19 protein-coding genes and 2 pseudogenes are annotated in these 19258 nt (G+C 62.5%); 14 read left to right on the forward strand and 7 right to left on the reverse strand.

Going from position 1 to position 19258, the window contains the following annotated elements; all coding sequences use genetic code 11:
- The first annotated feature begins 76 nt into the window (after positions 1–76).
- Entirely contained in the window at positions 77–1039 is a 963-nt protein-coding gene (locus JFV30_RS12390) for an AraC family transcriptional regulator (RefSeq protein ID WP_201124013.1), read from the forward strand.
- Positions 996–1937 (forward strand): alpha/beta fold hydrolase, encoded by a 942-nt coding sequence (locus JFV30_RS12395; protein WP_201124015.1) that lies wholly within the window; start codon positions 996–998, stop codon positions 1935–1937. Before JFV30_RS12390 ends, JFV30_RS12395 begins: the two co-directional genes overlap by 44 nt.
- Here JFV30_RS12395 and JFV30_RS12400 read toward each other — a convergent pair.
- Complete coding sequence (locus JFV30_RS12400; protein ID WP_201124017.1) at positions 1900–3366, reverse strand: sensor histidine kinase; 1467 nt, start codon at positions 3364–3366, stop codon at positions 1900–1902. The genes JFV30_RS12395 and JFV30_RS12400 overlap by 38 nt on opposite strands.
- Positions 3363–4073, reverse strand: a complete 711-nt coding sequence (locus JFV30_RS12405; RefSeq protein WP_003217086.1) for a response regulator transcription factor — start codon at positions 4071–4073, stop codon at positions 3363–3365. The genes JFV30_RS12400 and JFV30_RS12405 overlap by 4 nt, the downstream gene beginning before the upstream one ends.
- Before the next feature lie 276 nt (positions 4074–4349).
- On the opposite strand from JFV30_RS12405, the gene msrB reads away from it, so the two are divergent.
- The 3 genes and pseudogenes from msrB to msrA all read left to right on the forward strand — a co-directional run bounded on the left by msrB (position 4350) and on the right by msrA (position 7494).
- Entirely contained in the window at positions 4350–4862 is a 513-nt protein-coding gene (gene msrB / locus JFV30_RS12410) for a peptide-methionine (R)-S-oxide reductase MsrB (RefSeq protein WP_201124019.1), read from the forward strand.
- A gap of 29 nt (positions 4863–4891) precedes the next feature.
- The gene (locus JFV30_RS12415) at positions 4892–6652 is read left to right on the forward strand and encodes a cytochrome c biogenesis protein DipZ (RefSeq protein WP_201124021.1); all 1761 of its coding nucleotides are present in this window, start codon (positions 4892–4894) and stop codon (positions 6650–6652) included.
- A 147-nt stretch (positions 6653–6799) separates the two neighbouring features.
- Positions 6800–7494 (forward strand): annotated as a pseudogene (msrA, locus tag JFV30_RS12420) (peptide-methionine (S)-S-oxide reductase MsrA).
- 4 nt (positions 7495–7498) lie between these two features.
- Here the strand turns inward: msrA and JFV30_RS12425 are convergent.
- From JFV30_RS12425 to JFV30_RS12435, 3 genes are all read right to left on the reverse strand, one after another.
- The gene (locus JFV30_RS12425; RefSeq protein ID WP_010169367.1) at positions 7499–7930 is read right to left on the reverse strand and encodes a nuclear transport factor 2 family protein; all 432 of its coding nucleotides are present in this window, start codon (positions 7928–7930) and stop codon (positions 7499–7501) included.
- Positions 7931–8039: 109 nt separating this feature from the next.
- Entirely contained in the window at positions 8040–8990 is a 951-nt protein-coding gene (locus JFV30_RS12430; protein WP_201124023.1) for an alpha-E domain-containing protein, read from the reverse strand.
- 2 nt (positions 8991–8992) lie between these two features.
- Positions 8993–10402 (reverse strand): circularly permuted type 2 ATP-grasp protein, encoded by a 1410-nt coding sequence (locus JFV30_RS12435; RefSeq protein WP_010169365.1) that lies wholly within the window; start codon positions 10400–10402, stop codon positions 8993–8995.
- Between the two features lie 419 nt (positions 10403–10821).
- Between JFV30_RS12435 and JFV30_RS12440 the strand changes: the two genes are divergently transcribed.
- The 3 genes from JFV30_RS12440 (at position 10822) to JFV30_RS12450 (ending at position 11821) form a co-directional block, all read left to right on the forward strand.
- Positions 10822–11367, forward strand: a complete 546-nt coding sequence (locus tag JFV30_RS12440; protein WP_029615826.1) for a hypothetical protein — start codon at positions 10822–10824, stop codon at positions 11365–11367.
- 83 nt (positions 11368–11450) lie between these two features.
- Positions 11451–11669 (forward strand): hypothetical protein, encoded by a 219-nt coding sequence (locus JFV30_RS12445; protein ID WP_201124025.1) that lies wholly within the window; start codon positions 11451–11453, stop codon positions 11667–11669.
- Positions 11670–11680: 11 nt separating this feature from the next.
- On the forward strand, positions 11681–11821 hold the full coding sequence (locus JFV30_RS12450; RefSeq protein ID WP_003217070.1) for a hypothetical protein: 141 nt from the start codon (positions 11681–11683) through the stop codon (positions 11819–11821).
- Positions 11822–11824: 3 nt separating this feature from the next.
- Here JFV30_RS12450 and JFV30_RS12455 read toward each other — a convergent pair whose 3' ends face one another.
- Together JFV30_RS12455 and JFV30_RS12460 are read right to left on the reverse strand one after the other, a co-directional pair.
- Positions 11825–13171 (reverse strand): cation:proton antiporter, encoded by a 1347-nt coding sequence (locus JFV30_RS12455; protein WP_201124027.1) that lies wholly within the window; start codon positions 13169–13171, stop codon positions 11825–11827.
- 57 nt (positions 13172–13228) lie between these two features.
- Positions 13229–14155, reverse strand: coding sequence for a LysR family transcriptional regulator (locus JFV30_RS12460; RefSeq protein ID WP_010169357.1), 927 nt, complete (start codon positions 14153–14155; stop codon positions 13229–13231).
- A gap of 111 nt (positions 14156–14266) precedes the next feature.
- On the opposite strand from JFV30_RS12460, the gene JFV30_RS12465 reads away from it, so the two are divergent.
- From JFV30_RS12465 to JFV30_RS12480, 6 genes and pseudogenes are all read left to right on the forward strand, one after another.
- A complete protein-coding gene (locus JFV30_RS12465) occupies positions 14267–15250 on the forward strand; it encodes an aldo/keto reductase (RefSeq protein WP_010169355.1) in 984 nt (327 codons plus the stop codon).
- Positions 15251–15320: 70 nt separating this feature from the next.
- Positions 15321–16082: a CDP-diacylglycerol diphosphatase gene (locus tag JFV30_RS12470; protein WP_201124029.1), complete on the forward strand. Its 762-nt coding sequence runs from the start codon at positions 15321–15323 to the stop codon at positions 16080–16082.
- 166 nt (positions 16083–16248) lie between these two features.
- Positions 16249–16518, forward strand: a complete 270-nt coding sequence (locus JFV30_RS33645; RefSeq protein WP_446739853.1) for a hypothetical protein — start codon at positions 16249–16251, stop codon at positions 16516–16518.
- Positions 16449–17333, forward strand: a pseudogene (locus JFV30_RS33650) (pyridoxal phosphate-dependent aminotransferase); the annotation flags it as partial. The gene JFV30_RS33645 and the pseudogene JFV30_RS33650, both read left to right, overlap by 70 nt.
- A gap of 147 nt (positions 17334–17480) precedes the next feature.
- Entirely contained in the window at positions 17481–18242 is a 762-nt protein-coding gene (locus JFV30_RS33655; protein WP_201140454.1) for an ATP-binding cassette domain-containing protein, read from the forward strand.
- A gap of 24 nt (positions 18243–18266) precedes the next feature.
- The gene (locus JFV30_RS12480) at positions 18267–19103 is read left to right on the forward strand and encodes a transporter substrate-binding domain-containing protein (RefSeq protein WP_201124030.1); all 837 of its coding nucleotides are present in this window, start codon (positions 18267–18269) and stop codon (positions 19101–19103) included.
- The last annotated feature ends 155 nt before the right edge of the window (positions 19104–19258 follow it).

Raw genomic sequence — 19258 nt, forward strand, 5'->3', positions numbered from 1 at the left:
GCCTAGGTTCCCCGCTGGAACCCGGACGCGGAATGCCCTAGAGTCCGTTTTTCTGTCGCGATCGTCCGGAGCTTTTATGGATACCCTTTCCGATGTGCTGGCACTGTTAAAAAGCCATCGCTCGACCTTCGCCGGCCTGAAGGCCGGAGGCACATGGGCCATTAACTTTGCGGCGCCGGACGGCATCAAGTTCAACGCGGTGGTGGAGGGCAGTTGCTGGCTGGAGGTGGAAGGGCTGGTGGTGCCGATGCGCTTGTATGAGGGTGATTGTTTCCTGTTGACCCAGGCACGCCCGTGGAGGCTGTCCAGTCATCTGTCGGGTGAAGGCGTTGATGCACGGGAGGTGTATGCCGATGCGGTGGGCGGTATCGCCACACTGGGGGACACGGTGGATCTGTTTTTGATTGCCGGGCGCTTTATCTACGGGGATGACGCTCGGCTGTTGCTGGACAGCCTGCCGCCGGTGCTGCGGGTGAGCGCCCACTCCGAACAGGCCGCCGTATTGCGCTGGTGCCTGGACCGCCTGGCCCGGGAATATGCCAGCCCGCTACAAGGTGCGGCGCTGATGACCGAGCATTTGGCGCAAATGATGCTGGTGCAAATCCTGCGGCTCTATCAATCTTCCATGGGCGCGAACGCCACTGGCTGGTTGGGGGCATTGACCGATCCAAGGCTGGCTCCGGTGCTGCGGGAAATTCACGCGGCACCTGCCCGGCGCTGGACATTGAATGAAATGGCCGCCGTGGCGAGTCAATCCCGCTCTACCTTTGCCTTGCACTTCAAGCAACGGGTAGGACTGGCACCGCAGGAATACCTGACCCGCTGGCGCATGCACCTGGCGGTGCAGGCCTTGAAAGCCAGCGATAACAGCGTGTCCACGATCGGCCAGTCCCTGGGTTATCAGTCAGACAGCGCGTTCAGCAATGCTTTCAAGCGGGTGATGGCCTGCTCTCCCCGGGAATACCGCGAGCGAACCCCACACAAGGAACCCAGTGATGAGCGAGATCCAGCAGCAGAAGGTCAAGGTCAACGGCATTGAATTGAACGTGCACATCGCCGGGCCCGAGAACGGTCCGCCGGTGTGGCTGCTGCATGGGTTTCCCGAGTGCTGGTACTCCTGGCGCGAGCAGATTCCGGCGCTTGTCGCGCTGGGTTATCGGGTGTTTGTGCCGCAAATGCGCGGTTATGGACAGTCCAGCGCGCCGCCGGAGGTGGCCGACTATGAGCTGCTGACCCTGTGCGCCGATATCCAGGGCGCCATGGACCTGTTCGGGCATCGCCAGGTCGTCATGGTCGGCCACGACTGGGGCGCAGTGGTGGCCTGGCACCTGGCGTTGCTGGAGCCTGAGCGGGTCACCCGGCTGGTAACGATGTCGGTGCCGTTCGCCGGGCGCTCGCGCAGGCCGGTGATCGAGATCATGCGCGAGCTGTACGCCGATCGCTTCAATTACATCCTGTACTTCCAGGCCCCGGGCGTGGCCGAAAAGGAGCTGGATGCCGACATTGAGCGAACCCTGCGCCTGTTCATGCAGGACCAGGACGTGTTCCTGCAGCAGAAACCCGCCAGCGCGAAACTGCTGGAAGGTGTCCCGCTGCCGGGCAAGCTTCCGGCCTGGTGCAGCCAGCAGGATCTCGATGTGTATGTGCAGACCTTCGCCAATGACGGCTTTCGCGGCCCGTTGAACTGGTACCGCAACTTCGAGCGTAACTGGCAGCGCACCGAGTTCCTGGCCGGCAAACAGGTGCTGCAACCGACGCTGTTCCTGATCGGCGACCGCGACCCGGTGGGCGTGTTCGAAGCTCACACCCTCAAGCGCATGCCTGAGGTGGTGCCCAACCTGCAGCAAGCGGTCCTGGCCAACTGCGGCCACTGGATTCAGAACGAGCAGGGGGCCAGGGTCAACGAGTTGCTGGTCGGGTTTCTAGGGCGAACGTGAACGTCGCGCCGCGTCCTGGCACGTCGATCAGGCGGATTTCCTGACCGTGCAACTGCAGGATCCGGTGCACGATGCGCAAGCCCAGGCCGCCATCGCGTCGGGCACCGCCAATGGTGAACGCACGCAGGAACAGACCTTCGCGCAAATCCGCCGCAATCCCCGGGCCGCTGTCGCTCACCGTCACTTCAACAACGCCGGCCCTGGGCGCCAGGGTCACTTCAATTTCGCCATTGAGCGGCGTATGGCGCAAGGCATTGTCCAGCAGGTTGGTGAGCACCCGTTCGATCAGGCCCAAATCCGCCAATACGGTCGGCACTACCGGCGGCAGGCTGGCGGTGAGGGTGATGCTGCGGGCTTCGGCCGTGAGTTCGAACTTCTGGAAGATGTCCTGCACCAGGTCGGGCAACGAAAAACCTTCGATGACCGGCTGCACAAACCCGTGTTCCAGGCGCACCAGCTCCAGCAGCGACTGGGCAAGCCCACCGACCTTGCGACTCTGGTCCAGGGCGATACCCAGGTAGCGCCGGCGTTCCTGCGGGGTCAGGCTGGCGTCTTTCAGGGACAGCGTTTCCAGGTAGCCATGCAAGGAGGCCAGGGGCGTGCGCAGGTCGTGGGAGATATTCGCGACCATCTCCCGGCGTTCCTGCTCTTGATGAGTGATGGCCCGCCACTGTTCACCCAGGCGGTTTTCCATCTGCACGAAGGCGTGGTCGAGCACCGCAATCTCATCCTGGCTGGCCACCTCGGGGGCCACGGCTTGCGGGACTTTCGGTGCGCCGTTGATATCGAACTGGCCAACCTTTTCGGTTAACTGCCGCAGGGGCCGGGTGATCCATGCAAACGCGGTCAAACCCGCCAACAGGCACAGCAACGCCACCAGCGCGATGGACCACAGGGCGATATTCAGGGCCATGCCGGTGGCGTCCCGGGCGTCGAATACATCATGGGCCTCGCCCAACAGCACCACATACAGGTAGCCGGCCTGCTGGCCATTGACCCGCAGCGGCGCGGCGCTGAACACCTTGAGGCCGTCGACGCTGCGCGGGTCATCGCCGAGGATCGGCAACATTGCACCGCTGAGGAACCGCCGCACCGGCTCCAGGTTGACCTGGTCGCGGCGCAGGTGGCCGCTGGGCGCCGCATTGCCGACCACGCGGCCGTTGATGTCCAGCAGGTACACCTCTACGCTCGGGTTCACCAGCATCAATTGGCTGAACAGGTTGCGCACCGCCTCCGGCTTCAGGCCGTCGGCGTCCATCAATTGGGTGTCGCGGGCGATGTGCGCGGCGAGGTCGCGGGACAGGCCTTGCACCACTTCCAGCTCATGCATGTGGTTGGAGCGCACTTGCAGCCACGCCGAGGTGCCGCTGCAAATCAACAGCAACAGGGCGAACACCAGGGAAAGGCGCTGGGTCAGGGTCAGCCTCATGCGGACTGCTCGGCAAATTTGTAGCCACGGCCCCACACCGTGAGGATGCGCGCCGGGTTGGCCGGGTCAGCCTCGACCTTGGCCCGCAGGCGGTTGATATGGGTGTTGACCGTGTGTTCATAGCCTTCGTGGCTGTAGCCCCACACGGCGTTGAGCAGGTCCATGCGCGAAAACACCTTGCCCGGCTGGCGGGCGAAAAAGTACAGCAGGTCGAATTCCCGGGGCGTGAGGTCCAGCCGCTGGCCTTGCAGGGTGGCGTCGCGGGTCAGCGGGTTGATGAACAACTGGCCGAGGTCGAGGCTGCCGGCGTCCATCTTCAGGTTGCGCGCCATGGCGTCGACCCGCCGCAGCAGTGCCTTGACCCGCGCCACCAGCTCCGGCATGGAAAACGGCTTGGCCAGGTAGTCGTCGGCCCCCAGTTCCAGGCCCAGGATGCGGTGCAGCTCACTGGAGCGGGCACTGGTGATAATGATCGGCGTGTAGCGCGTCATGGCCCGCGCCCGCCGGCAGATTTCCAGGCCGTCGACGCCGGGCAGCATCAAGTCGAGGATCAGCGCATCCCAACCGCCTTGCTCCAGCAGGCGCAGGCCTTCGTCACCGTCGGCGCTGTGGACCACCTCGAACTGCTCGTCCCGCAAGTGCAGGCAGATCAAATCGGCAATATGGGCATCGTCCTCGACCACCAGGACACGTTTGGGCTGATCCATTGATAGAAACCTGTCTTCGTAATTCGCGCATTGTGCGGCTTTTGCAACAGTGTAGTTATCACGAATTGTTTAACTCTGCGTGAGGATTCCGCGACCACCCCGGGCCTAACCTTCACTCATCGCAATGGCAAAAATTGTGGCGAGGGGGCTTGTCCCCCGTTGGGCTGCGTAGCGGCCCCAAAAAAAGCGGGAGCGCTGCGCACTCCAACGGGGGACAAGCCCCCTCGCCACAGGGTTATTTGCCGGCCGTATAGCGTTGGAACTTAGGAGAAGGTCATGTATTCACGTCGACAGATCTTGCTGGCCGGCGGCGGCCTTGGGCTCGCGGTCATCGCCGGTGGCCTGCTGCAAAAAATCAACGCCGGCCCCGGGCTGATCGCCGAAGCCGAGGCCGCCGAAGACTTCGAAGTCAGTCACACCGACGCCGAATGGCGCACCCTGCTGACCGCCGAGCAATACGCGATCCTGCGCGAGGAGGGCACCGAACGCCCCTACAGCAGCGCGCTCAACAGTGAACACCGCAATGGCACCTTCGCCTGCGCCGGTTGCGCACTGCCTCTTTATTCCTCGACCACCAAATTTGAAAGCCACACCGGCTGGCCCAGCTTCTGGCAACCCCTGGAAAACGCCGTGGCCAGCCACGTCGACACCTCCTTTGGCGTGGTGCGCAAGGAAATCCACTGCCGGCGCTGTGGTGGCCATCAGGGCCACGTATTCGACGACGGCCCCGCACCCACCGGCCTGCGCTACTGCATGAACGGCGCAGCCATGACGTTCACCGCGGCTTAATTCAATGTCTTCTTATAAGGGAATACCCCATGTGGCTTTTGGTTCTCGCGTACCTGGGCGGCGTGCTGACAATTGTCAGCCCCTGCATCCTGCCGGTTCTGCCTTTTGTCTTCGCTCGCACCGGGCAGCCGTTTTTGCGCAGTGGCTTGCCGCTGTTGCTGGGGATGGCGATGACCTTCGCCCTGGTCGCGTCGCTCGCGGCGGTGGGCGGCGGTTGGGTGGTGCAAGTCAATCAGTACGGTCGCTGGCTCGCGTTGCTGTTTGTTGCGCTATTCGGGCTGACGCTGCTGCTGCCCAGCCTGTCCGAGCGCCTGACCCGGCCACTGGTGGCCGCGGGCAGTCGCCTGTCGGAAGCCGCCGGGGCCGATTCGCGGCCGCGTCCCGGCGCATCGTTCCTGATCGGCGTGGCCACCGGGCTGCTGTGGGCACCGTGCGCCGGGCCCATCCTGGGGCTGGTGCTGACGGGCGCCGCGCTGCAGGGCGCCAGTATCGGCACTACCTTGCTCTTGCTGGCCTACGCGGCCGGGGCTGCCACCTCCCTGGCCTTGGCGCTGCTGGTCGGCGGTAAAGTCTTTGGCTTCATGAAGCGCTCGCTCGGTGCCGGTGAATGGCTGCGTCGCGGCTTGGGCGCGCTGATGCTGGCGGGTGTGGCGGCGATTGCCCTGGGCCTGGACACCGGGATCCTCGCACGCTTGTCGACGGCCTCCACCGGCGGCCTGGAACAGAGCCTGGTGGAAAAACTCAGCGCCAAGCCTGAACAGAAGAGCGGGGCGATGATGGCCGGTGGCGCGATGATGATGTCGGCCAACCACAGCGACACGCTGCCGGTGGAAGGCCAGTTGCCGCCGCTGGACGGCGCCGTGCAATGGCTCAACTCCGAGCCGCTGACCGCCGAGGCGTTGAAAGGCAAGGTGGTGCTGGTGGATTTCTGGACCTACTCCTGCATCAACTGCCTGCGCACCTTGCCGTACGTGAAAGCCTGGGCCGAGAAGTACCGCGACCAGGGCCTGGTGGTGATCGGTGTGCACGCCCCGGAATTTGCCTTTGAGCGCGACGTCAACAACGTCACCAAGGCCATGAAGGACCTGGGCATTACCTACCCGGTGGCGATCGACAACAACTACAAAATCTGGCGCGCGTTCAACAACCAGTACTGGCCGGCGCATTACTTTGCCGACGCCAAGGGCCAGATCCGCTACCACCATTTTGGCGAGGGTGATTACGCCGAGTCCGAGCGGGTTATCCAGCAACTGCTGCGTGAAGCGGGCGCCACCCAGGTGGCGGGCGGTTTGATCGAAGCCGACGCCAAGGGCATCCAGGCCGCACCGGACATGAACGAAGTGCAATCGCCGGAAACCTACCTGGGCTTCCAGCGCGCCGAGAACTTTGTGTCCACCGGCACCTTGGCCACTGACAAGGTCGCCAACTACCCGGCAGCCGGCAACCTGGCCCTGAATGACTGGACCCTGGAAGGCCAGTGGAACGTCGGTGGGCAGCAAGCCACCCTCGCGGCGGCCAACGGCAAGATCGTCTACCGCTTCCACGCCCGTGATTTGCACCTGGTGCTGGGCCCTGGCGCCGACGGCAAGCCGGTGCGCTTCAAGGTCACCGTCGACGGCCAGGCGCCGGGTGATGCCCACGGCACCGACGTCGCACCGGACGGCAGCGGCACCGTGACCGAACAACGCTTGTACCAGCTTGTTCGTCAGCCGGGCGCGGTCAAGGATCGTACGTTCAGCATCGAGTTTCTTGACCCACACGTGGCGGCTTACGCCTTCACCTTCGGCTAACCCGGCGACGTAACGCTTGAACTGAAAACCCAATCAATGTGGGAGCTGGCTTGCCTGCGATAGCGATGTTGAATTCACCACCGCCATCGCAGGCAAGCCAGCTCCCACCGTTGACCGTGTTTATTCTGATGTCTTGGAGTGAATGAGATGAAACTGCTTAATTACTTACCGGCCCTCGCGTTTGCTGCCTTCGTCGGCCACGCCTCGGCGTTCTCTTTCGGCCCGTCCGACGACGCCGTGGCCATCGCACCACCGGCCATGGACCTGCCGGCAAACGGTAGCAATCTGCAAACCGCGGTGTTCGCCGGCGGCTGCTTCTGGGGCGTGCAGGGCGTGTTCCAACACGTGCAGGGGTGAAAAACGCCGTCTCCGGCTATGACGGCGGCGCGGCCAGCACCGCCCAGTACGAAAGCGTCAGCGGCGGTGATACCGGCCACGCCGAATCCGTCTCCGTGACCTACGACCCGAGCAAGGTCAGCTACGGCAAGCTGCTGCAGATCTACTTCTCGGTGGCCCACAACCCCACGGAACTCAATCGCCAGGGGCCGGACAGCGGCACCCAGTACCGCTCGGCGATCTTTGCCCAGAATGCCGAACAGCAAAAAGTCGCCCAGGCCTACATCGACCAGCTCGACGCCGCCAAATCCTTCGACAAGCCGATCGTGACCAGGATCGAAATGGGCAAGGCGTTCTACCCGGCGGAGTCCTATCACCAGGACTTCCTGACGGAAAACCCGTCCTACCCGTACATCGTGATCAACGATCTGCCCAAGGTGGCCCAGCTGAAAAAACTGTTCCCCGATCAATACCGGGCAGAGCCGGTGCTGGTGAAAAACCAGTAGGCTCTCAGCCCTTGGCTTTTGCCAGGTAGGGCGCCAGGCGCCGGCCCATTTCCTCACCCAGGGCTTGCAGCCCGCTCAAGGGGCGGATCATCACTTCAAACTCGATGATCTGCCCTTGCTCGTTAAAGCGAATCAGGTCGATGCCCTTGAGCTGCTTGTCACCCACCCGTGCGCTGAACTCCAGCACCACGCTTTGACCGTCGGCGGTGGCCAGCTCGCGGTGATAGGTGAAGTCTTCAAAGACGTTGAACACGGTGTTGAGGATCATCGACACCACCGGCGCGCCCGGGTAGGGCGTGTGGGCCATGGGCGAGCGGAATACCGCGTCGGGGGCCAGCAATTCGGGGAGGGCTTTCAAATCACCGGCAACCAGCATGGCGTGCCAGCGCTTGAGGCTGTGGGCGGCCTGGGGCGATAGGTTCAGTTGTTCGGACATGTCGGGCACCTGTTCTTATGATTGGCGGGGCGTTGCACCCCACCAACATAAGAGCGGCACCAAGGCCGATCAATGATCCAAATTGACAGTTATATGATTGAGCCGCACATCAGACCACTTCCAGGTACGAGCTATGAATCGCCCGCGCCAGCTCGCGCACGGTGTCGATAAACTCCGTCAGCCGCCTGTGCAGCCCGTCCTCCAGAATCTCGTCAATCCCCGTATACCTCAGCCGCGCTTCAAACTCGGCCGCCAGGCGCTGGGCCGTGCGCCCATAACTCCCGGGCAAATCCGCCAGGATGTGGCTCAACTCCTCGATACACGCATGCAATGAGCGGGGCACATCACTGCGCAACAGCAACAGCTCCGACACTGACCGCGCATTCAACGCATTCGGGTACAGCTCGGTGTACGCCTCAAACGACGACAACGCCCGCAGCAACGCGCTCCACTGGTAATACCCGCGTGCCGACAGGTCGCTGACCTCTTCGGACTCTTCGCCAAACATCTCATACCGTGCATCCAGCAGGCGCAGGGTGTTATCCGCTCGCTCGACAAACGTGCCCAGCCGGATAAACCGATACGCGTCATTACGCATGATCGTCCCGGAAGTGGCCCCGCGAAACAGGTGCGAACGCTGCTTCACCCAGTCACAAAAGTGGCTGATGCCGTGGCGCGCCAACCCGCCGGCCGCGATGCTGCGCATCTCCAGCCAGGTGGCGTTGAGGTTTTCCCACATGTCGGCGGTGATCCGCCCGCGCACCGCGTGGGCATTCCCGCGAGCGGCCCGCAGGCAGTTGTAGATACTGGCCGGGTTTTCCTCGTCGAGGGCAAAGAAGTGCAGCATGCGCTCGGCGTCCAGCTGTTGATGGCGCTCAAGGTAACTGTCCAGGGTGCCGCTGCTGAGCAACGACATGGCCAACTCGTCCAGCCCGTCACTGCGCCCGGCCTGGGGCATCAGCGACAGCGAATAACTGACTTCCAGCATGCGCGCCAGGTTCTCGGCACGCTCCAGGTAACGGGACATCCAATACAAATCTGCGGCGGTTCTACTCAGCATACTCAGCCCTCCACCACCCAGGTGTCCTTGGTTCCGCCGCCTTGCGACGAGTTGACGATCAATGAGCCTTCGCGCAGTGCCACGCGGGTCAAGCCACCGGGTACCAGGCGGGTTTCCTTGCCTGAAAGCACAAATGGCCGCAGGTCGATGTGCCGGGGCGCGATGCCGTTTTCGACAAAGGTCGGGCAGGTGGACAGGCTCAAGGTCGGTTGGGCGATGTAGGCGTGGGGGCGGGCCTTGATGCGTTGACGGAAGTCCTCGATCTCGGCGGCGCTGGAAGCGGGGCCCACCAGCATGCCGTAACCGCCGGAGCCCTGGGTTTCCTTGACCACCAGTTCCGGCAGGTGCGCGAGGACGTGGGACAACTCGTCCGGCTTGCGGCACTGGAACGTCGGCACGTTTTGCAGGATCGGCTCTTCATCCAGGTAGAAACGGATCATCTCCGGCACATACGGGTAGATCGACTTGTCGTCCGCCACGCCAGTGCCGATGGCGTTCGCCAGCACCACGTTGCCCGCACAATAGGCCGCCACCAGCCCCGGGACGCCGAGCATCGAGTCGGGGTTGAACGCTTGCGGGTCAAGGAAGGCGTCGTCGATGCGGCGGTAGATCACATCAACGGCCTTGGGGCCATCGGTGGTGCGCATGAACACCTTGAGGTCGTGCACGAACAGGTCGGCGCCTTCCACCAGTTCGACGCCCATTTCCCGGGCCAGGAACGCATGCTCAAAAAACGCGCTGTTGAAGCGGCCCGGCGTCAGCACCACCACATTCGGGTTGTCGAGGCGGCTGGAGCTTTTCAGGGTCTTGAGCAGCAGGTTGGGGTAGTGGTCCACCGGGGCGATGCGCTGCTTGGCGAACACCTCGGGGAACAGGCGCATCATCATCTTGCGGTCTTCGAGCATGTAGCTCACGCCGCTGGGGGTGCGCAGGTTGTCTTCGAGCACGTAGTAAGTGCCGTCGCCATCGCGAACCAGGTCGACCCCGGAAATGTGCGAGTAGATATCGCGGTGCAGGTCCAGGCCGACCATGGCCTTCTGGTAACCCTCGTTACCGAGCACCTGATCGGCGGGGATGATTCCGGCCTTGATGATGCGTTGGTCGTGGTAGATGTCGGCAAGGAACATGTTCAATGCATTGACCCGCTGGATACAGCCGCGCTCGATGACGCTCCACTCACTGGCGGGGATGCTGCGGGGGATGATATCGAAGGGGATAAGGCGCTCGGTGTCTTGCTCGTCGCCATACAGGGTGAAGGTGATCCCGGCGCGGTGAAACAGCAGGTCGGCTTCACGGCGGCGCTGGGCCAGCAGTTCTGGCGGCGTATTGGCCAGCCAGCGGGAGAATTCCTGATAGTGCGCACGGCAAACGCCTTGTGCGTCATTCATTTCATCAAAGAAAGATCGAGCCATTCCAATTACCTTGTCAGTGCCGGGACTAACTGCGCTTTGGCACTGCCGCTTTAGAAAACGCATTTTTTATGAGCCCGTGGCTGATGGTGCCAACAGGCCTGGTCCTTACTTTCTTTTGGGGTGGGCTCTGGGTCGGGGGTAACGATTGCTCCTGTATTCAGGCGGGGCAGGTGGATGATTGAAGGAATAAAGCAATGCCTGTGCCATCCACCCGTAGCGACTCTCCTGTGGCGAGGGAGCTTGCTCCCGCTGGGGTGCGAAGCGCCCCCAGGAAGCAGGCCGGCTACGCAGTCCAGCGCGAGCAAGCGCCCTCGCCACATAGAGAACTCGATTGCCTCAAAACGGTGCATCGATTACTTGAACTTTGCACCAGCGCGGTTCTTCTAACGGGCTTCAAATACCTGCGTGGAGCACTGATCGTGCCCAGAATCATTTCCCCACAGAACCCTGAGTCGGCCGTGACCGACCATAGCGAACACTCCGCGAAGATGTTCGGTTCACCCAAGGACCGCCTCGACTTCTACCGGCGCGAGATCCAGTACGAAACCAGCATCCTGGCCAACCGCACCGACGCCTACCTCACGGCGCAGTCATTCCTGGTGATCGCCTTTGTGTCCGGCATGGGCAACCTCAACCCGGAATGGGGCAAGCTGTTCACCCTGGTGGTGCCGGTGTTCCTGGCGATGCTGGGCATCCTCAGTTCCCTCAACGCCTGGCCAGGCATTCGGGCCGCCTACGACATCATTGATCACTGGCATTACAAGCAAAGCGAACTGCTGCGCAGTGAGCCGGTGATGGGCCTGGCGTATGACGAGTCGCCGCTGTTCAGCGAGACGGAGTCGTCCCACAAGGGCTATCGCAAGTCGCTGTTGTTCTCGATGCGTGCACCCTGGTTGTTCATGGTGTTCTGGGTGATCCTGGGGGCCTATGCGTTCTATATCCAGGTCGACAACCCGGGCTCCTAGGGAATCGGAATGAACTTCCACCCGGCGTGCGGCGCCTTACCTTTACGCAGGGCACGTTTCCCAAGATCTGCGAAGAGGTGACCATGAACGCAACCGATAAAGACGACCCGCAAGTCAGCGGCCGCAATGACCCCGCCATCGACGGCGGTGAGCCGGCACCGGGGACAGCGGCCGACGCGCCGAAAGACCCAACGCCTGCCGCCGACCCCAAGGCGGCAGAAAACGACTACAGTCCAGACTTCAAGCCCGAGCGCGAGCCCAAGCCTGAAACCGATGCCGATATCGATACTCAAGGCGGTTAGAGGAGACGGTCATGTCAGTTGAAATAGACGAAGACGATGAACTCAATGACCCGGGCAATGAAGACCCGGGCTCACTGATGGATGATGCCGAAGTTCCGCTTAACGACCTGGATGATGCCGCCGACGTCGGCAACACCGAAAACCAGGAATAACCGTCATTGTTGTGCCTGGGCGCGTCGTTCATACCACGCCAGCATCGGCTGTGTGCTGAGGCCATGAACGATGATGCTCAGGGCAATGACTGACAGCGTCAGGTTTACCGCAACGGTGCTGCTGGTGCCCACCAACCCATGGTTGATGGCATAGAACAGGTAGTAGATGCTGCCGATCCCGCGAATTCCGAACCAGCCCACCAGCCCGCGCTGATTACGATCCAGCAGGCTGCCCCATGGCATCGACACCACGCTGAGCGGGCGAATCACGCAAAACAGCAAGGCGCCCACCGCCAGCGCCCGCCAGTCCCAGTGGCTGACCAGCACCACGCCCAGCAGGGTCACCAGAAACACTTCCATCGAACGCTCCACCAGGCCGCCAAACGCGAGCATGTCGCCCATCATCACGCCGGCAGCGATCTGCGTGTCTTGCAACTGCCCGACGTCACCGTGCAATGCGTGCTCCGGTTCCACTTCCATGTGGCCCACTAACGGTTTTGCCAGATGCTCGGCAGGGGTTTGTGAGTTGCCGGTGGACTTGAACTCCGCCTGGCGCAGCCCGAGGCCGGCGGCAAATACCGATAGAAAGCCGTAGCCGCCGATGGCCTCGGCCACCACGTAGGCCAGGGCGATCAGGGCCAGCGTCAGGTAGTCATTCGGGGAGAGGGTGCTGTCGGCATTGGTGATGCGCATCTTGAGGGTCAGCCGGCCGATGCCCCGGGCCATCCAATAACCGGTCAACAAGCCGGCCGGCACCGCCCACAGCAGGTTTTTCAGGACCCACCCGCCAAGCCAGTCACCGTCGAACCCACCATGCTGCATGAACATCAGCGCGAAGATCACAAACGGGAAGGCGGTGCCATCGTTCAAGCCGGCCTCACCGGAGAGGCCGAAGCGCAGTGCGTCATAGTCCTGAGCGTTATTGACCTGCACCAGGCCCGCGAGCACCGGATCGGTGGGCGCGAGAATCGCCCCCACCAACAGCGAAACGCCCCACGACAACCCCAGCAGCCAATGCAGTACCAGGCACGTCCCGAGTATGGTCAGGAGCATGACCGGACCGGCCATGCCAAACGCAATGCGCCAGGTTCGATGCTTGAGGGGCAGGCGCAGCTTCAAGCCGCTGACAAACAGCGAAAACAGCACCGCGACCTCCGTCAGGTGTTCCATCCAGCGGGCGGAGTCCTTGATGTCCAGGTGCAGCAGGTCCGCGCCCAGCGGGCCAATACCCACGCCAAGCAACAGGCACACCGCCGAGGTGGTGACCGGCATCCAGCGCAGGTAGGAGGAGGTGAGGGCGAGGGTGAGCAACACCGCGCCCAGTACGGCCATCCATAGAATAAAAGTCATCGGGTGTGCACCGGGCCGTGGTCTGTCCAGGTTTGAGGACCACGGCCGGGCCCAGGTTCAATGTGATTCCAACAACTGCGAACCGATGGTTTTCACACGGATCATGTCTATCAACTGCCGCAACCCCGGATGAGACTGACGCCGGCTGGGGTAATACATGCACAGTGGCGCGCCGATGCAGGCCCAGTCGGGCAGCACTTCCACCAGGCGGCCGTCTGCCAGTTCCGATAACACGCGATTCTCCAGGCAGTAGGCGATGCCCACACCTTGCAGGGCGGCGTCGACGATGGTTTGTGTGTCGGCCGCGCTGAAGTGGCCGGGCACATCCAGGCGCTGTTGGCGGGTGCCGTTGCCCAGCTCCCACTTGTAGGTGGTCTTGTCGCCCAGGTACATGCGTATGCAAGCGTGTGCGAGCAGGTCCTTGGGCACGGCAGGCGTTCCGGCCTTTGCAAGGTAGGCCGGGGAGGCGACCATGATCCAGCGCAGCTCGCCGGTCAGCGGCACGGCCACCATGTCCTGGGGCACGGTGGCGCCATAGCGGATACCCGCGTCGTAGCCTTCGGCGACGATGTCGAGCATGCGGTCTTCGATCATCACGTCCAGGCGCAGTTGCGGATAGGTGCGGGTGAACTCGCCCAACAGTGGCGAGATCAGCAGCACCGCGGCGTCCCGGGGAACGTTCAGGCGCAGCCGGCCAATCGGTGCCTCGCGGTACAGCTCCAGGGTGTCGAGGCCATCCTGGATCGTCGCAAAGCCCGCACTGAGTTTTTCCGCCAGCACCACACCGGCGTCGGTGGGCTCCACCGCACGGCTGGTGCGGTAGAGCAACTTGACCCCCAGGCGGGTTTCCAGGTTGCGCATGGTGTGGCTCAGGGCCGAGGTGGTGACACCCAGTTCATGGGCGGCATGCCGGAAACTGCGGCGACGGATGATCGCCATGAACACATTCAGGTCGGCCAACTCGGAGCGGTTGAACGCAGCCATATCAAGCACCTTTTGTACGGTTTGGGTTTCACGCGGCGTTGAGCCCGATTCAACCACGGATGATCTAGAGTAATCGTTTTTTTACTGAATGTTTCTGGCGGAGGCTTTTTAATGAGTATCGAAACCATCAAGATCCCGGGGATCGACAAGGCCGTCTCGCGGATTGCCCTGGGTACCTGGTCCATGGGCGGTTCGATGTGGGGCGGCGCCGATAATGAAGTGTCGATCAAGACCATTCGCCATGCGCTGGCCAGCGGCATCAATTTTATTGACAGTGCGCCGGTCTACGGCCTCGGTTTGTCTGAAGAGCTGATCGGCCGGGCCCTGCGCGGCGTGCGCCATACGGCGGTGATCGCGACCAAGGCCGGCCTGCAATGGGACGACGGCACCGTGCGCCGCAACGCCACGGCCCAGCGCATCCGCAAGGAAGTCGAAGACTCGCTGCTGCGCCTGGAAACCGACTACATCGACCTCTACCAGATCCACTGGCCCGACCCGCTGGTGGCCCAGGAAGAAACCGCCGGCGAGCTGGAAAAACTGCGCCGCGAAGGCAAGATCCTGGCGGTGGGCGTGAGCAATTATTCCCCCGCGCAGATGGACGACTTCCGCCAGTACACCCACCTGGACACGGTGCAACCACCCTACAACCTGTTCGAACGGGCGATCGACAGCGACATCCTGCCGTACGCCAGACAGAACGCCCTGGTGGTCCTGGCCTATGGCTCGCTGTGCCGGGGCCTGTTGACCGGCAGCATGCACGCCGCCACACGCTTTACCGGTGATGATGTGCGCAAGCTCGACCCGAAATTCAAGGCGCCACGCTTTGAGCAATACCTGGCGGCGGTCGCGGCGCTGGATGTGTATGCCCGCGAATGCCACGGCAAGTCCGTGCTGGCCCTGGCATTGCGCTGGGTGCTGGACCAGGGCCCGACGGTGGCGTTGTGGGGCGCCCGTCGCCCGGAACAATTGAAAGGCATCGAGGACGCATTCGGCTGGCAACTCAGCGCCGATGACCTGCAACATATCGACCGTATTCTGGCCAACACGATAAAAGATCCGGTAGGCCCGGAATTTATGGCTCCGGCCAAACGTTAACCTTTGCGACAGGGATGTCTGGCAGTTGTAAAACAACAAAAGACATCCCTTTGGCGTTGAGGTTTTTGGCATGAAGCGCGGTACCGTATTCAAGAGCATCGGTGGTTTGCTGTGTGTGGTGGCGTTGGCGGGCGCCTGGAAATGGCGGGGCAATCCCGATGTGTTGTGGCAGATCGTCAGCCGCCAATGCGTGCCCGACCAGCGCCAGCATCAAAACCCCAGCCCCTGCCTCAAGGTCGACCCGGACAAGGGTTTCGTGTTGCTCAAGGACCTCAATGGCCCGTATCAGGACCTGCTGATCCCCACCGACAAAGTCACCGGCATCGAAGACGTCGCACTGACCCGCAACCTGCTGCCGCATTACTTTGCCCAGGCCTGGAAAAACCACGACGTGCTCTCCACCGGCCTGCAAACGCCGATTGCCGACCGCTATGTGTCGCTGGCGATCAACTCGCGTTACGGCCGCTCGCAGAACCAGTTGCATATCCATATTGCCTGCCTGCGCCCCGACGTGTTCAACACCCTCACCGAACGCGCCGCCACCCTTAACGAGCAATGGCAAACCCTGCCGGTCAAACTGCAGGGGCATACCTACAGCGCCCGCACCTTGTCGGCAGCCGACTTCGACCTGCGTGACCCACTGGCGATCCTGAATGATTACGTGCAGGCCCAGGGCGACGCCATGGCCAGCTACAGCCTGCTGCTGGCACCCGAGGCGGATGGCAACTTCGTGCTGCTGGCCACCCGCTTGACGCTCAAGGAGTGGAACCTGGCGTCTGCCGAGGAGCTGCAAGACCACCAGTGCAAGCTGATGACCCAGACTGCCGGCTGAATTCATACCTACCTGAAGATATCCACCACAACGACCTGTTTTAACTGTTTACGACATCCGCGACGCTATCCGTTGAACGAGTGTTCAGTTTCAATTATGTTGGCTGCAACCCCCGCTGGGCAACCAGCGGGCTTGCGCTTTTTCTGATTGAACGAGAGGCACTGGCATGCGGTTTTCACCCTTTGTTGAGCGAATTGCAGGGCAGGGCGTAGCCGCCTGGGACATCCACCACGCCGCGTTCCAGGCCAGCAGCAAGGGCGAAGACATCATTATCCTGAGCGTCGGCGACCCGGATTTCGCCACCCCTCGTTCATCACCGACGCCGCCGTCGAAGCCCTGCGCCAGGGCGATACCCACTACACCGAAATCCCCGGCCGCCCGGCACTGCGGGATGCGATCGCCGCCCGTTACAGCCAGTCCCTGGCTCGCCCGTTAAACGCTGAAAACGTCATCACCGTGGCCGGCGCGCAGAACGCTTTGTTCGTCACCTCGCTGTGCCTGTTGCAGGCCGGTGATGAAGTGATTGTCCTCGACCCGATGTACGTCACCTACGAAGCCACGCTCAAGGCCAGCGGCGCGACGCTGGTGCGGGTGCCGTGTGCTGCCGATTCGGGCTTTCGCCTCGACCCGGCGCTGCTGGCCGCCGCCATCACGCCGCGCACCCGGGCGATTTTCTTCTCCAACCCCAACAACCCCACCGGCGTGGTGCTCAACCCCCAGGAGCTGCAGGCAATTGCCGACCTGGCGATCGAGCATGAACTGTGGGTGGTGGTAGACGAAGTCTACGAAAGCCTGGTGTTCGACGGTGAGTACCACAGCCTCGCCGCGCTGCCGGGCATGGCCGACCGCTGCATCGTGATCGGCAGCCTCTCGAAATCCCACGCCATGACCGGCTGGCGCATCGGCTGGATCGTTGCCGAGCCTGCCATGGTGGCCCACGCCGAAACCCTGGTGTTGAGCATGCTGTACGGCTTGCCGGGGTTTGTGATGGAAGCCGCCACCGCCGCCGTATTGGCCCACGATGAAGTCACCCAGGGCATGCGTGAAACCTACCGGCGACGCCGCGACCTGGTGGTCGCCGGCCTGAGCGATTGCCCGGGCATTCACGTACGCGCCCCCCAAGCCGGCATGTTCGTGCTGGTGGATGTGCGGGACACCGGCCTCAGTTCCCTGGATTTTGCCTGGCGGCTGTTCCGCGAAGCGGGCGTTTCCGTATTGGATGCCGCCGCTTTCGGTGAACCGGCCCAGGGCTTTGTGCGGCTGTCGTTCACCCTGGGTGAAGCGCGACTGGCCGAGGCCTGCGAGCGCATCAGCCGCTTCGTCGCCAAGCTCGCCGGCGAGCCGCGAATAGAGCCTGCTGCGAAAATCATCAGCGTGCAGCCGGCGGCCGCGAAGAAGATGATCGAGGTGCTCGACCTGCACAAACGCTTCGGCAATATCGAAGTGCTCAAGGGCATCTCCCTGACTGCGCACGAAGGCGAAGTCATCTCGCTGATCGGCGCCAGCGGCTCGGGTAAAAGCACCTTGCTGCGTTGCATCAACATGCTCGAAGTGCCGGACCAGGGCAGCATTCATGTCGACGGCGAGAGCATCAAGCTCAACTACGGCCGCCCCGGCGCACCGCTGGTGGCCGACGCCAAACAGCTGGTACGGATTCGCTCGACGCTGGGCATGGTGTTCCAGAACTTCAACCTGTGGCCCCATCGCACCGTGCTGGAAAACCTTATCGAAGCGCCGATCCAGGTCCTGCGCGAAAGCCGTGCCGAAGCCATTGAGCGCGCCGAAGCCTTGCTCGACCGGGTTGGCCTGGCCGCCAAGCGCAACGAATACCCGGCGTTCCTTTCCGGCGGCCAGCAACAGCGGGTGGCCATCGCCCGTGCGTTGGCCATGCGCCCCAAAGTCATGTTGTTCGACGAACCCACCTCGGCCCTCGACCCGGAGCTGGTGGGCGAAGTGCTGCGGGTGATTCGTTCCCTGGCCGAAGAAGGCCGCACCATGATCCTGGTGACCCATGAAATGGCGTTCGCCCGGGACGTGTCATCCAAAGTCGCGTTTTTGCACCAAGGCTTGATCGAGGAAACCGGCTCGCCGGACTCGGTGTTTATCGACCCACGCAGTGAACGTTGCCGGCAGTTCGTCAACGCGCATCAAACTCGCTAACTCCAAAAAAGACGGGGCAAGATCATGAAATCCAAACGATTGGCAAAGTGGTTGAGCAGTGCAGTGTTGATGCTGGCGGCAGGTACTGCGTTGGCGGCGGAGAAACCCATCGTGTTCGCGGTGGCGGCGGAGCCCTACCCACCGTTCACGGTGAAGGGCGGCAACGGCGAATGGACGGGGTTTGAGGTGGACCTGATCCACAAGCTCTGCGACTTGATGAAAGCTGAGTGCCAGATCAAGGAAGTGGCGTGGGATGGGATCATCCCGTCGTTGCTGGCGAAGAAAATCGACGTGATTTTCTCCTCGATGTCGGTCACCGAGGAGCGTGAAAAACAGATCGCGTTCAGCCGCGCCTACTACGATTCGCTGCTGGGCATTGCCGGTCCCAAGGGCACCACCGTCGACGTCTCGCCGGCGGGCCTGAAAGGCAAGATCATCGGCGTGCAGATCTCCACCGTCAGCGCCAACTACCTGAAGAAGTACTACGAGAAAATTGCTGACCTGAAGTACTACGACACCCAGGAATCGGCCAACGCCGACCTGATTGCCGGGCGCACCGACCTGATGATGGCCGACGGTGTCGCCATCGCCATGATGGTGAAAACGCCTGAAGCCCAGGGCCTGGCCGAGATCGCCGAAGTGCCTTACGACCCCATCATCGGCCGTGGCGTGGGCGCGGGCCTGCGCAAGGAAGACACTGAACTCAAGGCCCGCCTCGATAAGGCCATCGGCGAGCTGCTGGTGAGCAAGGACTACGCTGACCTCTCGCAGAGTGTGTTTGGTGTGTCGGTGAGCCCTTGCAAGCGCGCCGACACGCCAGCCTACGTCAGCAAGGTATGTGACAGTCCCTACACAAACTGACCTGTGATCTTCCTGTGGTGAAGGGGCTTGTCCTGTGGCGAGGGGGCTTGTCCCCCGTTGGAGTGCGCAGCGCTCCCGCTTTTTTGGGGCTGCCCCGCAGCCCAACGGGGGACAAGCCCCCTCGCCACAAGGGTCATTGCGCATCATTGAAATAG

Source organism: Pseudomonas sp. TH32 (genome assembly GCF_016650855.1).
GTDB lineage: Bacteria > Pseudomonadota > Gammaproteobacteria > Pseudomonadales > Pseudomonadaceae > Aquipseudomonas.

What these genes read in the sequence shown, in the direction of transcription:
- JFV30_RS12390 (WP_201124013.1), top strand. Translation starts at nt 77, where the DNA reads ATGGATACCCTTTCCGATGTGCTGGCACTGTTAAAAAGCCATCGCTCG.
- JFV30_RS12395 (WP_201124015.1), top strand. Translation starts at nt 996, where the DNA reads ATGAGCGAGATCCAGCAGCAGAAGGTCAAGGTCAACGGCATTGAATTG.
- JFV30_RS12400 (WP_201124017.1), bottom strand. Translation starts at nt 3,366, where the DNA reads ATGAGGCTGACCCTGACCCAGCGCCTTTCCCTGGTGTTCGCCCTGTTG.
- JFV30_RS12405 (WP_003217086.1), bottom strand. Translation starts at nt 4,073, where the DNA reads ATGGATCAGCCCAAACGTGTCCTGGTGGTCGAGGACGATGCCCATATT.
- msrB (WP_201124019.1), top strand. Translation starts at nt 4,350, where the DNA reads ATGTATTCACGTCGACAGATCTTGCTGGCCGGCGGCGGCCTTGGGCTC.
- JFV30_RS12415 (WP_201124021.1), top strand. Translation starts at nt 4,892, where the DNA reads ATGTGGCTTTTGGTTCTCGCGTACCTGGGCGGCGTGCTGACAATTGTC.
- JFV30_RS12425 (WP_010169367.1), bottom strand. Translation starts at nt 7,930, where the DNA reads ATGTCCGAACAACTGAACCTATCGCCCCAGGCCGCCCACAGCCTCAAG.
- JFV30_RS12430 (WP_201124023.1), bottom strand. Translation starts at nt 8,990, where the DNA reads ATGCTGAGTAGAACCGCCGCAGATTTGTATTGGATGTCCCGTTACCTG.
- JFV30_RS12435 (WP_010169365.1), bottom strand. Translation starts at nt 10,402, where the DNA reads ATGGCTCGATCTTTCTTTGATGAAATGAATGACGCACAAGGCGTTTGC.
- JFV30_RS12445 (WP_201124025.1), top strand. Translation starts at nt 11,451, where the DNA reads ATGAACGCAACCGATAAAGACGACCCGCAAGTCAGCGGCCGCAATGAC.
- JFV30_RS12450 (WP_003217070.1), top strand. Translation starts at nt 11,681, where the DNA reads ATGTCAGTTGAAATAGACGAAGACGATGAACTCAATGACCCGGGCAAT.
- JFV30_RS12455 (WP_201124027.1), bottom strand. Translation starts at nt 13,171, where the DNA reads ATGACTTTTATTCTATGGATGGCCGTACTGGGCGCGGTGTTGCTCACC.
- JFV30_RS12460 (WP_010169357.1), bottom strand. Translation starts at nt 14,155, where the DNA reads ATGGCTGCGTTCAACCGCTCCGAGTTGGCCGACCTGAATGTGTTCATG.
- JFV30_RS12465 (WP_010169355.1), top strand. Translation starts at nt 14,267, where the DNA reads ATGAGTATCGAAACCATCAAGATCCCGGGGATCGACAAGGCCGTCTCG.
- JFV30_RS12470 (WP_201124029.1), top strand. Translation starts at nt 15,321, where the DNA reads ATGAAGCGCGGTACCGTATTCAAGAGCATCGGTGGTTTGCTGTGTGTG.
- JFV30_RS33645 (WP_446739853.1), top strand. Translation starts at nt 16,249, where the DNA reads ATGCGGTTTTCACCCTTTGTTGAGCGAATTGCAGGGCAGGGCGTAGCC.
- JFV30_RS33655 (WP_201140454.1), top strand. Translation starts at nt 17,481, where the DNA reads ATGATCGAGGTGCTCGACCTGCACAAACGCTTCGGCAATATCGAAGTG.
- JFV30_RS12480 (WP_201124030.1), top strand. Translation starts at nt 18,267, where the DNA reads ATGAAATCCAAACGATTGGCAAAGTGGTTGAGCAGTGCAGTGTTGATG.